Origin of the sequence: Methylobacter sp., assembly GCF_036845245.1 — a bacterium.
In the GTDB taxonomy this organism is placed as follows: domain Bacteria; phylum Pseudomonadota; class Gammaproteobacteria; order Methylococcales; family Methylomonadaceae; genus Methylobacter_A.
The window spans coordinates 40,367-54,641 of record NZ_DAIUEH010000025.1 but is presented as its reverse complement, the minus strand read 5'-3'; the positions used below and the strand labels follow the sequence as shown (position 1 = coordinate 54,641).

Annotated in this window: 11 protein-coding genes; 7 read left to right on the top strand and 4 right to left on the bottom strand. The window is 47.0% G+C overall.

Translation table 11 applies throughout. From position 1 onward, the window contains the following. Positions 1–12: 12 nt before the first annotated feature. On the bottom strand, positions 13–804 hold the full coding sequence (locus V7051_RS12480) for a CheR family methyltransferase (RefSeq protein ID WP_334168739.1): 792 nt from the start codon (positions 802–804) through the stop codon (positions 13–15). 129 nt (positions 805–933) lie between these two features. On the opposite strand from V7051_RS12480, the gene V7051_RS12475 reads away from it, so the two are divergent. The 7 genes from V7051_RS12475 to V7051_RS12445 all read left to right on the top strand — a co-directional run bounded on the left by V7051_RS12475 (position 934) and on the right by V7051_RS12445 (position 9,783). Continuing rightward, positions 934–2,118, top strand: coding sequence for a methyl-accepting chemotaxis protein (locus V7051_RS12475; RefSeq protein ID WP_333875273.1), 1,185 nt, complete (start codon positions 934–936; stop codon positions 2,116–2,118). Between the two features lie 33 nt (positions 2,119–2,151). Then, positions 2,152–2,520, top strand: a complete 369-nt coding sequence (locus tag V7051_RS12470) for a response regulator (RefSeq protein ID WP_333875274.1) — start codon at positions 2,152–2,154, stop codon at positions 2,518–2,520. Positions 2,521–2,538: 18 nt separating this feature from the next. Continuing rightward, positions 2,539–2,871, top strand: coding sequence for an STAS domain-containing protein (locus V7051_RS12465; RefSeq protein ID WP_333875275.1), 333 nt, complete (start codon positions 2,539–2,541; stop codon positions 2,869–2,871). Next, complete coding sequence (locus V7051_RS12460) at positions 2,868–5,054, top strand: chemotaxis protein CheA (protein ID WP_333875276.1); 2,187 nt, start codon at positions 2,868–2,870, stop codon at positions 5,052–5,054. Before V7051_RS12465 ends, V7051_RS12460 begins: the two co-directional genes overlap by 4 nt. A gap of 90 nt (positions 5,055–5,144) precedes the next feature. Then, on the top strand, positions 5,145–7,301 hold the full coding sequence (locus tag V7051_RS12455; RefSeq protein WP_333875277.1) for a methyl-accepting chemotaxis protein: 2,157 nt from the start codon (positions 5,145–5,147) through the stop codon (positions 7,299–7,301). 15 nt (positions 7,302–7,316) lie between these two features. Continuing rightward, the gene (locus V7051_RS12450) at positions 7,317–7,883 is read left to right on the top strand and encodes a chemotaxis protein CheW (protein WP_333875279.1); all 567 of its coding nucleotides are present in this window, start codon (positions 7,317–7,319) and stop codon (positions 7,881–7,883) included. Positions 7,884–7,908: 25 nt separating this feature from the next. Next, positions 7,909–9,783: a methyl-accepting chemotaxis protein gene (locus tag V7051_RS12445; RefSeq protein ID WP_333875281.1), complete on the top strand. Its 1,875-nt coding sequence runs from the start codon at positions 7,909–7,911 to the stop codon at positions 9,781–9,783. Between the two features lie 75 nt (positions 9,784–9,858). Here V7051_RS12445 and V7051_RS12440 read toward each other — a convergent pair whose 3' ends face one another. The 3 genes from V7051_RS12440 to cobJ are packed head-to-tail and all read right to left on the bottom strand — an operon-like array spanning position 9,859 to position 13,879. Continuing rightward, positions 9,859–11,226, bottom strand: coding sequence for a cobyrinate a,c-diamide synthase (locus tag V7051_RS12440; protein WP_333875283.1), 1,368 nt, complete (start codon positions 11,224–11,226; stop codon positions 9,859–9,861). Then, positions 11,223–12,350 carry a CobW family GTP-binding protein gene (locus tag V7051_RS12435; RefSeq protein ID WP_333875284.1) on the bottom strand — a complete coding sequence of 376 codons (1,128 nt, stop codon included), beginning with the start codon at positions 12,348–12,350 and terminating at the stop codon, positions 11,223–11,225. Before V7051_RS12435 ends, V7051_RS12440 begins: the two co-directional genes overlap by 4 nt. Beyond that, positions 12,332–13,879, bottom strand: a complete 1,548-nt coding sequence (gene cobJ / locus V7051_RS12430; RefSeq protein ID WP_333875287.1) for a precorrin-3B C(17)-methyltransferase — start codon at positions 13,877–13,879, stop codon at positions 12,332–12,334. The genes V7051_RS12435 and cobJ overlap by 19 nt, the downstream gene beginning before the upstream one ends. Positions 13,880–14,275 lie beyond the last annotated feature (396 nt).

The window sequence follows — 14,275 nt, the reverse complement described above, 5'->3', positions numbered from 1 at the left end:
CTTGGTATCGTGCTATTTGCATAGCTTTTGATAAATCGAAGGTATTACCATGGACAATTCAGTTTTAATGCTATGCAGCGTTTCAGAATGGCTGATAAAAAAATAGCCACCCGGCTTTAGTGTTGAAATCACGCGCTGGACTATATCCTGTTTGGTTTCTGTATCAAAGTAGATCAATACATTACGCAAAAAGATAACATCAAATTGCCCAAGGCTTTTAGGTAGCGGAGCTTTAAGATTGATTTGCTTAAAACTTATGTGTTTTCTGATATTTTCATCGACGCGAAAATAACCTTCCTGAGAACGTACGCCTTTAAGACAGTATTTATCCAGATAATGCTGACTCATGTTGTCCAGCCTGTCCATCAAATAAACACCTTTCTGTGCGGTTTCCAATACTTCGGTGTTGACATCGGAACCGAAAACTTCCCATTTCTTCATGCCCAAATTCTCGGCTAATAACATACCGATGGAATAACTTTCTTCGCCTGTAGAACTTGCAGCGCTCCACAGGCGGAAATTATCACCGTGCCAGGGTTTAATGATGCGTTCCTGAAGAAAATCAAAATGCTTGGGTTCACGAAAAAAATAAGTTTCATTAGTAGTCAATATATTGACCATCAATTGAAATTCGTAGGGATATTGGCCGGTATTCAGCAATTGGTAGTATTGCCCGTAAGTTTGCAATCCATAATGTAGTAAACGCTTGGCTAGCCGGCTGGCGACCATGATTTTTTTTTCAGGTGTGAGGGCGATGCCTGCATAATCGTAAATTAAACGCCTGAAATGGGAAAACTCTTCGATGCTGATGGGGTCAATACAGATAGCAATCTCCCTGCTTTGTAATAAACATATGCATATAACACAATCAAAATAGCACTAAGCAAAAATACATACTAGACTATGTCCTTTACAAGAACAACGGGGATTTTAATGCTGCAGGACCAAAGAAACAGCAACAATAAGTTTTTGTATGGTTCACTGCCGACCTTGCCGGTAATCCTGGGTGCAATAATCATTACTTGGCAACAAGGAGTTACTTTCTATAACGTGTTTGCCGGCTTGCTGCTAGTGTTCTGCGGAGTGATGAGTGGTTTGTTTTTGTGGCATCGCCATGTTAACGAATTGACGCAAATTAATTCAAGTTGGCTGTTAGACGAGACTAGCAAGATAGATGCGGTTGCGACCTATACCACCGAATTGGAGCGTTTGCTGTTGACCGTTAGTCCCATAATTTCTCAGCAAGTAATGGTTTCACGTGAACATACCGAGCAGGAGATTATCTCGCTAACCAATCGTTTTGCCGGCATGATCAATGGACTTCAGCAGATCGTTGATAGTACCGATGATACCTTGAGCGGACAGCAGCATTATCATCTGGACAGTGTCATCAATAACAGTCGTGACTTACTGCAACCGGTCCTGGAATCACTCAGACAGATTCAACAGATAGAACATAATACGATGGATGAGTTGAAAGAATTATCCAGTCGCATTAGCGGCCTGAATGCCATTACAGCAGAAGTAAATAGCCTGACAGCACAAATCAATTTGTTGGCGCTTAGTGCAGCTAATGAGGCATCTTTAGCCGGAGAGCAGGGGCAAGGCTTTACGGTTGTTGCTGGTAATGCACGCAGATTGGCGGATGGTGCTTCAAAAACCAGTAAGCAACTGATAGGTAAAGTTAATGATATTGTTGCGGCGGTTAATGATGCGCTAAAAACGTCTGAGAATTCTGTACAGGTTGATGATTCAACGCTGTTTCAGGCCGAAGCCAATATCAACCAAACTTTATCCCTTTTGAGCCGGACATTAATCCATTACCGCGGTGATGTTGATGCGCTTAGAAATAACGCTGAACAAATTCACGGCGAGATCAATAGTGTGTTGGTGGCCTTGCAATTTCAGGATCGTGTCAGTCAGATATTAACGCAAGTCGAAAATAATTTGCTGAATCTGCAAAAAACCATTGAAAAAATACAACAGCAAGGCAGTGATCGTGACAGCAATATGCTTCAAGTCGATGAAGCCGTTGAGCATATAGAAGAAAATTACAAGTCGGTCAGTGCGCGGCCTAATCATGGGCCGAACAGCTCAGACGACTTAACCTTTTTTTAATCATTTTTTTAATACAAAGGTAGGCTTTTAGTTATGGCAAAAACAATTATGATCGTGGACGATTCCGCTTCAATGCGACAGGTTGTCAGTATTGCACTTAATGGTGCAGGCTATGAGGTGATCGAAGCGTGTAACGGTAAAGAGGCATTAAGCAAGCTAACGGGCGTTAAAATCCATCTTATTATCAGCGATATTAATATGCCGGTTATGGACGGCATTACTTTTGTTAAAGAGGTTAAACAACTCGACCATTACAGATTCGTCCCTATCATTATGCTGACAACCGAAATGGAGCAGGAAAAAAAACAAGCGGCTAGAGATGCCGGCGCCAAAGCTTGGGTAACCAAACCCTTCCAGCCACCTACCTTACTCGCGGCCATTGCCAAATTGGTGCTGCCTTAACCTTATACGAGAGATGTCATGACTGAAAAAACAAATAAAAAAGACGAGGCACTGTGTGTGTCCATTAAAGACGACATGACTATCTACAACTCGCAATCGTTAAAGGAAACTTTGTTGAGCTATTGCCATTCCGGTACGCAGGAGCTGCAACTTGATTTATCGGCGGTTACCGAAATAGACAGTGCAGGTTTACAGTTGCTGCTGTTATTGAAGGCTGAAGCACAGAAGCGCGGGTTTACCCTGCGTTTAGTGCAACATAGCGAAGCGGTGATTGAGGTCTTTGAACTGCTCAAACTCGGCATGTATTTTGGCGATCCTATCGTAATTCCCGCTAATTGGACAAAATCATGAGCGATATAAATTCTGCTTTGGAAACTTTTTCCCAGGAAGTTGACGAATTGCTGGCAGCAATGGAAGAATCCCTGTTAGGTTTGGAAGAGGCACCCGATGATGCCGATTGTATTAACAGTATTTTCCGCGCCATGCATACCATTAAAGGCTCCTCCGGGCTATTCGGTTTTGATGATGTCGTTGCTTTCACTCATGAAGCTGAAACTGTCTTGGACCAGGTCAGAAACGGTGAGCGAGCAATTGATGCCGAACTCGTCTCTGTTTTGCTGGCCTGTAAAGATCATACGGCACATATCATTCAATATTTTCTTTCCAGCGAAAACGAACCGCTGCCGGAGACGCTGAAACAGCAAAGTCAGGCACTGATTATTCAATTAACCGGCCGACCGTCCGCAGCTGGCATGCCCTCCACCCAAGAGGAAAAAACCGGTCATTTTGAAGTTGATGTCAACACCACGAACAGTAGCGATAATTGGGTTATTACCCTGACATTCAAACAAAATACGCTACGCAACGGTATGGATCCGCTGTCGTTTATTCGTTATTTGCAAACGCTGGGCAAAATCATTGAAGTGATTGTCACCATGCCAACGCTTCCTCGTATTGAGGATATAGATCCCGAAGACTGTTATCTGAATTTTAAAATCGCTTTTAACAGCAGCATCGATAAAAAAACGATAGAAGACGTGTTTGAGTTTGCCGAAGATGATTGCGATATTTATATTTTGCCGCCAAATTCCAGGCAGGAACACTATCAGCAGTTACTGGAAAATTTACCGGAAGATCAAGTTAAACGCTTAGGTGAAATGCTTATTGAGATAGGCGCCTTAACTGACAAAGAAGTTGCACACACACTCCACGAGCAGAGTAAAAATGACAAAGCCGAGGCGAAACTGCTGGGTGAAATGCTGGTGGATAAAAATATTTTGCAGCAGCCTGTCATAGAACAGGCGCTTAAAAAACAAGAATCGGTCAAACAAAAAGTCAACAAGGAGTCCAATTACATCAGGGTAGATGCCGGTAAGCTGGGCTACCTCATCGACTTGGTTGGCGAGTTAGTGATTTCAGGGGCTGCGATGCGGCTTATGGTCGATAAGCATGGCTTATCCGATGTCGATGACGTTGCTTCGACCATGAGCAATTTGGTCGAAAATATACGCGACACTGCATTGCAATTGCGTATGGTGCAAATCGGCGAAACGTTTACCCGCTTCCAGAGAGTAGTGCATGATGTCAGCAAGGAATTGGGTAAGCAAATTCAATTGCAAATAACCGGCGGCGAATCCGAATTGGATAAAACCGTAGTGGAAAAAATCAACGATCCGCTGACCCATCTGGTACGTAATTCGCTCGATCATGGTATTGAAACGCCCGAAGTGCGTATTCAGGCGGGTAAGCCTGAAAAAGGCACCATACAACTTAACGCCTATCATGACTCAGGACGTATCGTGATTCAGATCAGCGACGATGGTCGGGGTTTGGACCCTGAAAGAATTGTTGCCAAAGCGATAGCCAAAGGACTGGTTAAACCGGATCAAATACTGAGTAAAAATGAAATTTATAATCTTATTTTTGAACCCGGCTTAAGCACTAAAGAGGAAGCAAGCAATCTGTCCGGTCGAGGGGTTGGCATGGACGTGGTCAGACGCAATATCGAAGCATTACGAGGTAGCGTCTCCGTCGATAGCGAGTTGGGAGAGGGCACTACAGTAACCATACACTTGCCGTTAACATTGGCAATTATTGATGGATTTATGGTGGAAGCGCAAAAAGAACGCTACATCATCCCGCTGAGCATGGTCGAAGAATGTGTCGAAATGAGCAGCAATGAATGGCAAATTGATGAAGTTCAACATTACATCAATTTACGCGGGCAAATTTTACCCTATTTGCGTTTGGGCGATTTTTTCCATAATCATAAAAAACACACTCATACTCAGCGGGAAAGTCTGGTCGTTGTACGTTTTGGCGAGGCAAAGGCGGGGTTTGTCGTCGATGAATTACACGGCGAAAACCAAACAGTCATTAAACCCCTTGGCAAACTGTTTGAGAATTTGAATGGTATTGGTGGAGCAACTGTGCTCGGAAGTGGTGATGTTGCGTTAATTCTCGATGTGCAAGGACTTATTCAACATGCAAAAAAACGGACAGTTCCGACTTTAGCACTGTCATCGGCTGTTTAAAATCAGTTTTTGCAGCTTGGGTTACAAACTCAATCCTGCGCAAAAGCTTTTAAATTATTTAATTTCCATTCCCAAATAAGAGAACGCTCCATGAAGATTAACATGCCGATCACTAATGTTGAACATGCTCTTACAGAGTCCATTACTACCAAGACCGACCTAAAGGGGAGAATTACTTATGCCAATGAGGCTTTTATCAAAATTAGCGGGTTTACCAAAGAAGAGCTGATCGGTGCCCCTCAAAATATAGTTCGCCATCCTGACATGCCACCAGAAGCTTTCGAGGATTTGTGGAAGTCGTTGAAAGCGGGGCGTCGATGGAGCGGGCTGGTCAAGAATCGCTGCAAAAATGGCGACTTTTATTGGGTGTTAGCGAATGTGACCCCCTATTACGAAAACGATAAGCAGATCGGCTATATGTCGATACGCACCAAACCCAATCAAAAGCAAATTGCAGAAGTTGCCGATGCTTATAGAAAATTTCGGGAAGGCAAGGCCGGTAACTTAAAAATCCAGGACGGAAAGGTCGTCAAAAAAACGCTGATGGGGGGAAAGTTCCAGTTTTTACAAAATATTAAAACCCGTCTGATTCTGGTCGTGGGGCTGATGTCATTGCTGTCCATCACGCTGGGTGCGCTCGGCTTAAACGGTATGAAAAAAGCTAATGAAGGTTTGTTCGCCGTTTATGCCAACCGCACCGTTACGATGGGTGAATTGGCCCAAATCAATGCAAAATTGTTGGATAACCGCATCGTGGCTGTCAATGGTTTAGTATTCAAGGGAGAAGAGCAACAAAACGCCGAACGTGTCAGGCAAAACATTCTCGATATTAACAAGCTCTGGGATGAGTACATGACAACCACCATGACAGTGGAGGAAAAGAAACTGGCCGACCAGTTTACCAAGGATCGTAAGCGCTTTGTCGACGAAGGATTAAATCCCGCCATGGAATATCTGGCTGCCGGAAATGCAGAAGCAGTAGAAAAAACTATCAAGGAAGCTGTCCGTCCATTATTTAGACCCGTCAGAGACAGCATCAATGCATTGATGCAGTTACAGTTGGATGTCGCTAAACAGGAATATGACAAAACTCAAACCCGTTATGAAGACACTCGTTTTATTTCGATAGCGCTGCTGATTGGAGGATTGTTATTGGCGATATTTTTCAGTTTTATGCTGATTCGCGGTATTTCACGCTCCTTATTAACGATGCAACAATTTGCAGAATCTTTAGCGAAAGGCGATCTTACAGCGCGCCTTGACCTCAATCAAAACGATGAAATTGGCATATTGGCTCGATCAATGACAGGAATGCGCGACCAATTGAGTGGCGTTGTACAACAAGTCCGTACCAGTTCTGACGCATTAGGTAACGCGTCACAGGAAGTCAGTGCAACCGCTCAAGCGATCAGTCAAAGCGCTACCGAACAGGCTACCGGTGTTGAGGAGACTACGGCTTCCATTGAAGAGTTGAATGCATCAGTTAAAGAAAATGCTAATAACGCTAAAGTAACCAACAGCATGGCGATGACAACTGCTGAAGAAGCGGCTAATGGCGGGCAGGCGGTAAAACGCACAGTGGAGGCGATGAAAGAAATTGCCGAGAAAATCAGCCTGATCGAGGATATTGCCTATAAAACCAATCTGCTTTCACTTAATGCCGCGATTGAAGCGGCTTTGGCCGGTGAGCATGGCAAAGGCTTTACCGTAGTCGCTGCCGAAGTCAGGAAGCTGGCGGAAAACAGCCGGATCACCGCGCAAGAGATTAATACCTTGGCTAAAAACAGCGTCAAGATTGCCGAAGATGCGGGTAGCCTGTTAGAGCAAATGGTGCCCAACATCCAAAAAACGGCAAACCTGGTCGAAGAAATTACAGAATCTTCAGAAGAACAGGCGCAAAGCATAAGCCAGATCAGTGAGGCAGTCGGCCAGCTCGATAAAGCGGCGCAACAAAATGCGTCGAGTTCGGAAGAGCTTGCGGCGACAGCGGAGGAACTGAGTAGCCAGGCCATGCAACTGCAACAGGTTATGTTATTTTTTAAAACAGAGGTAAACCAAAGCCGCATAGTCAGAGGTCAACCGACCTCATTTAACAAACCGACAGGCGTAAACAGAACAGCCAATAAAAAAACAGAGCCTCATTTTACCTCGGTCCGGTCTTCGCCGGTAACTTCCAAGTCTCTGCCGACCGGCAATGCAGGAGGAGCTAAACCTGAATTTAATGAGCATGATTTTGAACGATTTTGACAGGTAGAATGAACCATGGACCAATCAATACAAAAAAAAGAACACAAAACCGAGTTAATGGCTCAGGATCAGCTACGCCAGTACCTGACTTTTTGTGCAGGTAATGAAAATCTGGCTATCAGCATTTTAGATGTCAAAGAAATTATCGAAATGAATACGATTACTGACGTGCCGATGACTCCCGATTATATACGTGGCGTTATTAATCTGCGTGGTAATGTCGTGCCGGTAATCGATTTATCGGCGCGCCTGGGTCGGCAAAGCAGTGAAATAACCAAACGCAGCTGTATTGTGTTGGTGCAGGTTGAATATAAAGATGACGCTCAGCTACTGGGTATGTTGGTGGATGCCGTCGATGAAATTCTTGAAATCCCTGAAGCGAATATTATGCCGCCCCCCGATTTTGGCGCTGATATTCGGACTGATTTTATTCAATCAATGGGACGCGTGGGTGACGAGTTTATTATTTTGCTGAATATTAATCGCGTACTTTCTATAAAAGAGTTATCTCAACTCAAACAAGTTGCGGAATACGACGGCGGCAATACAAACAAAGAAACCAGCTTCGCCGCACTAAACTGATAATCCACACAAGGACCTATTCTTTATGAACATACAAGATTTAAGTATAAAAACCAAGATATTAACCGGTGCGTTGCTGTTGGTATTGATTACCTGCGGATTTGGGATGTTGTCAAAGCTTTACATAGGCAAAGTATCGGATTCACTGTTTGGTATTACCGACAACAACGGTAAAGCGGTTGAATATGCAACAGGCGTCGAGCGCATGGCGTTAGCGACCATTATGGAAGAAAAAAATTACCTGTTACAGGAAAAAGATGAAATTCACCAACGTGCCGAGCAGAACGTCAAGGAACTGAATAGCTACTTGGACAAAGTGGATGCATTGGCCAAACAATACAAGAATTCGGAGTTGTTGGAGCAATCGAAAGCCGCAAGAGACGGGACCGCTCAGTATGCAGAAAAATACAGGGCGGGTGTTGCGGCTTTGAAAGCTAACAAGCAGGCCGTGGCGGATATGGTGGAAAAAGGCAATATCGTAGCCAATGCAGCCGACACATTTTTAAAAAGACAAGTCATTCTTTACAGTGAAGCGATGAAAAAAGGTGTGAGTGGACAGGAGCTTGATGCGTATGTTCAGCGTTATATCATTGCGACCAATATCTACGTAAAAGCGATGCAAATCATGCGCGCTGAAAAGGAAGAAGTTAATTATAAGAACCGAGTCGCCTGGAAAAAAATGGAAATTTTATTACCGGAACTCATGAACTTATATGATGACCTGCAAAAAATCACTCAGAGCGAAGAAGGACTCAAATTGATTGCAGATTCACGTAAAGGAACGCAAGATTACACTCAGTCAGCCAAAAGCTGGATAGAAAACGACGATAAACTGAAAGCTATTTTGTCGGATATGGCGAGTTTGGGAAGTAATGTCATTAAACAGGCGCAGAATGCCGAGGCCGCCGGTTACGCCCAGTTAGGCAGTGCACGTACCGAAGCCGAACGATTGGTCGGTGAAGCCAACACCATCATTATTGGTACTATCATTCTTGCGATAGTGCTGGGTGTAATTATTGCGTTGACGTTAGCTTCGATGATTACCAAACCGATTATCTTGGGTGTTAAATTTGCCGAGTCTTTATCGGAAGGGGATCTGACTGCACGGATTGATATTGACCAAAAAGATGAGATCGGCATGCTGGCCAATGCCCTGGAAACTATGCGAGATCAGCTCAGTAGCGTGGTGCAACAAGTTCGGACCAATTCCGATGCTTTAGGTAGCGCTTCGCAGGAAATCAGTTCGACCGCTCAAGCTATCAGTCAAAGCGCTACCGAACAGGCTTCAGGCGTTGAACAAACCACTACATCAATTGAAGAGTTGAGTTCCTCTGTCAAACAAAATGCCGATAATGCCAAAGTGACCAACACTATGGCGACGACGGCTGCGGAAGAAGCGGCCAACGGCGGGCAGGCGGTAAAACGCACGGTAGAGGCGATGAAGGAAATTGCCGATAAAATCGGTTTAATTGAAGACATTGCCTATAAAACCAATCTGTTATCGCTCAATGCGGCGATTGAAGCGGCGCGCGCCGGGGAACACGGCAAAGGTTTTACCGTAGTTGCTGCCGAAGTCAGGAAACTGGCTGAGAACAGCCGGGTCACCGCGCAAGAGATTAATAGTTTGGCCAAAAGCAGCGTCAAGATTGCTGAAGATGCAGGCAGTCTGCTTGAAAAAATGGTGCCTAATATCCAAAAAACAGCAGATCTGGTCGAAGAAATCACCGCGTCTTCAGAAGAACAGGCGCAAGGCATAGGCCAGATCAGTGACGCGGTCGGACAGCTGGACAAAGCGGCGCAACAAAATGCTTCGGGATCGGAACAGCTCGCCGCCACAGCGGAAGAATTGAGCGGCCAAGCCATGCAACTGCAACAAGTCATGGCGTTTTTTAAAGTGTGATTTAAGCGTTAATCGGGTTACTGTTTTGCCGGTTGGATTAGGTTCGCCTTCCACACAGTAACCCGACGGGTTTCTTTAAGGCAAAAATAATTGTGCCGCAGCATCAGGGTTTGAAGCAAAATAACAGTGCAGATAGCTGGCTGTTAAACGGTTTAATTGATAAACGGCTTCGCCTTCTGAAGTATTATGTACACGTTCGCCAAAGGCAACAGGGACAAGCGATGTTTCTATCAACGAATGGTGGAATGTATGGCCACGCAATACGCCGCCGGGCATCGGTGCGGATTGATAACCCAAACCTGTTAGCCGGTTTTGCATAACAGCATGTCCGGGCAACAGGCCGGTCATGTTGCCGCGGTTTCCTGCTGTATCAACGATCGATTCCAGCAAATACAACATACCTCCGCATTCGGCATAAATAGGTTTGCCATGTTGAAAATGCGTATGCAATGCCGCTTTCATTGCAGGATTATCCTGTAGCGATTGCAAGTGCAGTTCCGGATAACCGCCGGGCAGATAAAGGCTGTCAATATCAGGCAGAGTGGCATCTGCAAGCGGGGAAAAGAAAACAAGCGTAGCGCCCATCGCCCGCAGCAAATCCAGATTAGCGGCGTAAATAAATGAAAACGCAGTATCGCGGGCTATGCCGATGCGGATGCCGGACAACAGCCGAGGGAGTGTTTCTTGTTTGGGCTTTGCAAACTCGACAGTTTCCGGCAAGTTTGCCAGCCCGGTTGAAGCAATTGCTTTTGCTGCGGCCGACATCCGTGATTCGAGATCATGCACTTCCTCCGCCTGGACCAAACCCAGATGCCGTTCCGGCAATACAAACCGGTTATCGCGCGCTATCCCGCCGAAATAGCGCATATCTATTGGCATGCCTTGCATGATCATTTCGTTATGCCGCGGGCTGGCGACGTTATTGGCTAAAACGCCGGCGAATTGAAGTCGGGGGCGATAGTTGGCAAGCCCATAGGCAACAGCTCCGAGCGTTTGCGCGCTACCGGTTGCATCGATTACCGCCAGCACCGGCACCGAGAATAATTCGGCAATATCGGCGCTGCAAGGTTCGCCATCGAACAAGCCCATGACGCCCTCAATCAATATCAAATCCGCTTCCAGCGCGGCTTCGTATAACAATCGCCTGCATTCGGTTTCGCCCATCATCCACAGATCAAGCTGGTACACCGGATGGCCGCAAGCGCGTTCGAGTATCATCGGGTCGAGAAAATCGGGGCCTGATTTAAACACCCGGACTTTGCGGCCTTGTTCGACATGATAACGGGCCAGCGCGGCGGTGATGGTGGTTTTACCGTGATTGGAGCCGGGCGCTGTGATGAACAGGGCCGGGCATCGAGGTGGGCGCGAATTTATTCGCGTTGCCGCAGACGCGAATGAATTCGCGGCCACAGTAAAGCATTTGTTTTTGCTTGGGGCATTCATTTCCAGGCAGTTCCGGTCAATTTGGATAAAAGTACCGCTACGGTATTACGGTTCAAGTGATACCCGATAAAAACCAGTTCCGATTCTTTTGATGATTGTTTGGCGGTATCGGCACTTACCGCTACCCGTGTGCGCACAGCTTGCACCAGAACAGCCTGATTGGGAGCGGATATAAAGCCTTTGACGCGCAACAACGGTTCCGCTTTAGCGACTTCGATTAACACCTGTTTCAGTGTTTCCGGCTGCTGCAGTTCTTGGCTACGCAATACGAACGACAGCCAGCCCGGGTCCTGCTCATGAAAATGTTTGTGTGTTGCCAACCCATGACAATGGCTTGTCAAACCGGAATGAGCGTGGCCGTTCAGTTCGGTATGACTGTTTAATGTCGGCGTGCAGGAACCGGGCACGGCTGCCTGCGGTGTAAACCGGTGATTATGCGCTGTAAAGGTAGGTTGGTGTAGCCGCAGGCCAAGGGCAAGCCGGATATCCAGCTGTGCGTTATAAGCGAGCTCAAGAAAACGTACGTTCGGCGCGCGATCGCGAACCCGTTGTTCCGCGAGCAGCAAGGCATCCTCATCCAGCGCATCGATTTTGTTTAATACCACGACATCGGCATATTCGAGTTGCTGTTCGAACAGGGTCGCGACAGAATCCGCAACCGCCGCATGCGGGCTGTCAGCGTTCAAGTGACGATCAAACTGGTCGGACAACAGCAAAGGCGTATCCACGACGGCCAGCGTCGCATCCAGGATGAAATTCCCGGCCAATTCTGGCGTTTGCAATAGTTCCATAACCGCAGTAGGCAACGCAAGCCCCGAGGTTTCTATCAAGACATGGTCGACATTGGCCCGGCGCTCGGCGATAGCCTGCATGGTCGGGATAAAGTGTTCGTCATCGCCGTAGGCAATCAATCCGTAAGGGAAATCATGAATGCGTACATGTTCATCACCGGCTGCGCTGTCGTTAATCAGCATACCGTCGATGGAAATTTCGCCGAATTCATTGATCAATAACGCAAGACGACGGGTTTGCCTATTTTTAATCAGGTTGCCCAGCAAAGTCGTTTTACCGGAACCGAGAAAACCGGTAACGATGGTGACAGGAATCATGCGTTGATATTCCATGCTTGTAACTGCTGCAATAGCGCATCGAAAGTTGAGGCAATAAACGGATAGTCCAGTTTAGGACGTTCGATGACCAGCAACGGAATGTTCAGCGCCTGTGTTGCTGCCACTTTGGCTTGATAGCCGCCGGCGTCGCCGGAGTCTTTGGTGATCACGCAATCGATTTTTAAGTCCTGCCATAAGGCTTCATTGAAAGCTTGCGAGAAAGGCCCCTGCATTGCGCAAATGTGGCTGCGCGGCACACCCAGATCGATTGCCCGTTGGATGAATTCAGGCTCCGGCGTCATGCGTACAAACCATTCGCATTCGTTAGCTCCAGGCGCCTGAAGAAAAGTCGCCAGATCTTTGGAGCCGGTAGTCAGGAAAATACGCTGACCGAGTTTAATGGCTTGTTCGGCTGCTTGCTCGGTGGAATCGCATTCGATGCCGGTATCCGCTACAAAAGAGCTGGGCCGTTCATAGCGCAAATACGGAATATCCAAACTTTCCGACAAGCCCATTAATTGCTCCGAAATCAGCTTGGCATAAGGGTGCGTTGCATCGACAATCGCCCTCGCTCGATGCTGAGTTAGCGCCTGCCTTTGCGCTTCAACGCCTTGATGACCGGCCCAGACCGATACGCCGGAACAATGCCGGGCAGCAACCTCGCCGCCGTATTTCGTTGCGGCGGATACCACGACCGGATAGCCTTGCTGCACCAATTCGTTAGCCAATGCATTGCCGTCGCTGGTGCCGGAAAAAACCCATAGCGCCTGTTCGGACAAACTATTTTCAAGCGGCTGTTCGGCGGATGTATCCCAGTTATTGTAGCCGCGCGGCGTAAAAATATAGCCTCGTTTGCGTTGGGTAAAACGGTTGCCGATTACGATGGTCGTCAGCATATCGAACTGCAAAGACAGCAAGTCTTCCAGATGATGAATACCGACTTTCTGTCTGGGCCGATAGGCATTATGTATCACGCCGCACAGCGTTTTTGGCGATTTTGATTCCAGCATGATATTGAGGATGCGGTACACGCCTTCCTGGCGACCGGCGCTTTGCACGTTATACAAAACGCAAGCCAGATCGGCTTGGGCAATATGCCGTCCGCGCTGCTCTATCCAATCCCAGGGACATAGTAGATCGGACAGGCTCAGCGTGGCAAAGTCATGCGACAACGGCGAACCTAATAACGAAGCGCAGGCATTGGCGGAAGTGATGCCGGGTATCACATTGACTTCATAGTCGTCGTCTTCGTGCATTTCATCGAAAGCCAGCGCCGCCATTGCATAAATACCGATGTCGCCGCTGGAAATCAGCGCGACTTTTTCGCCGCTACGGGCTTTTTCGATCGCAAGCAAAGCGCGCTCACGCTCCTGCGTCAGTGGAGGCGTATGGATTTCCTTGCCGGTTATCCACGGTTCAATCCAGCGCAAATACAAGTCATAAGCCACGATCACATCGCTATTCCGCAATGCCGCTTCGGCGCGCGGAACGATCAAATCGCTAAATCCCGGCCCGACCGAAACCAAATTCAATACACCTTTCATTCTTTTATCCACTGATTATTGCTCTGTCTATTTAAAAGCGATCACCACGAAGGCACGAAGAACACGAAGTTTTATTTCTTCGCGTATTCGTGGTGAGTTTTTCATGTTGCTGCGCTGATTCCCAAGCTCCAGCTCTCGTCGTTATACACAAGTCTATAAAAGCACGTCATTCCGGCAGGGATTGCCGGAATCCACGACTGCACGGATGCAGGAGGTAGAGCAACGCAGGAGCGGTTGCCGAGAGCACAGGGATGTGAATGCTCGTCATTAGGCAATTCCCGCGTTGCATGACTTACTGCCAGCTTGGACATTGCCCATTCATGGCTTCTGGATCCCGGCAATCCCTGCCGGGATGACGTTGTCACCCAGACACTTGTGTATAACAACGAGAGCTCC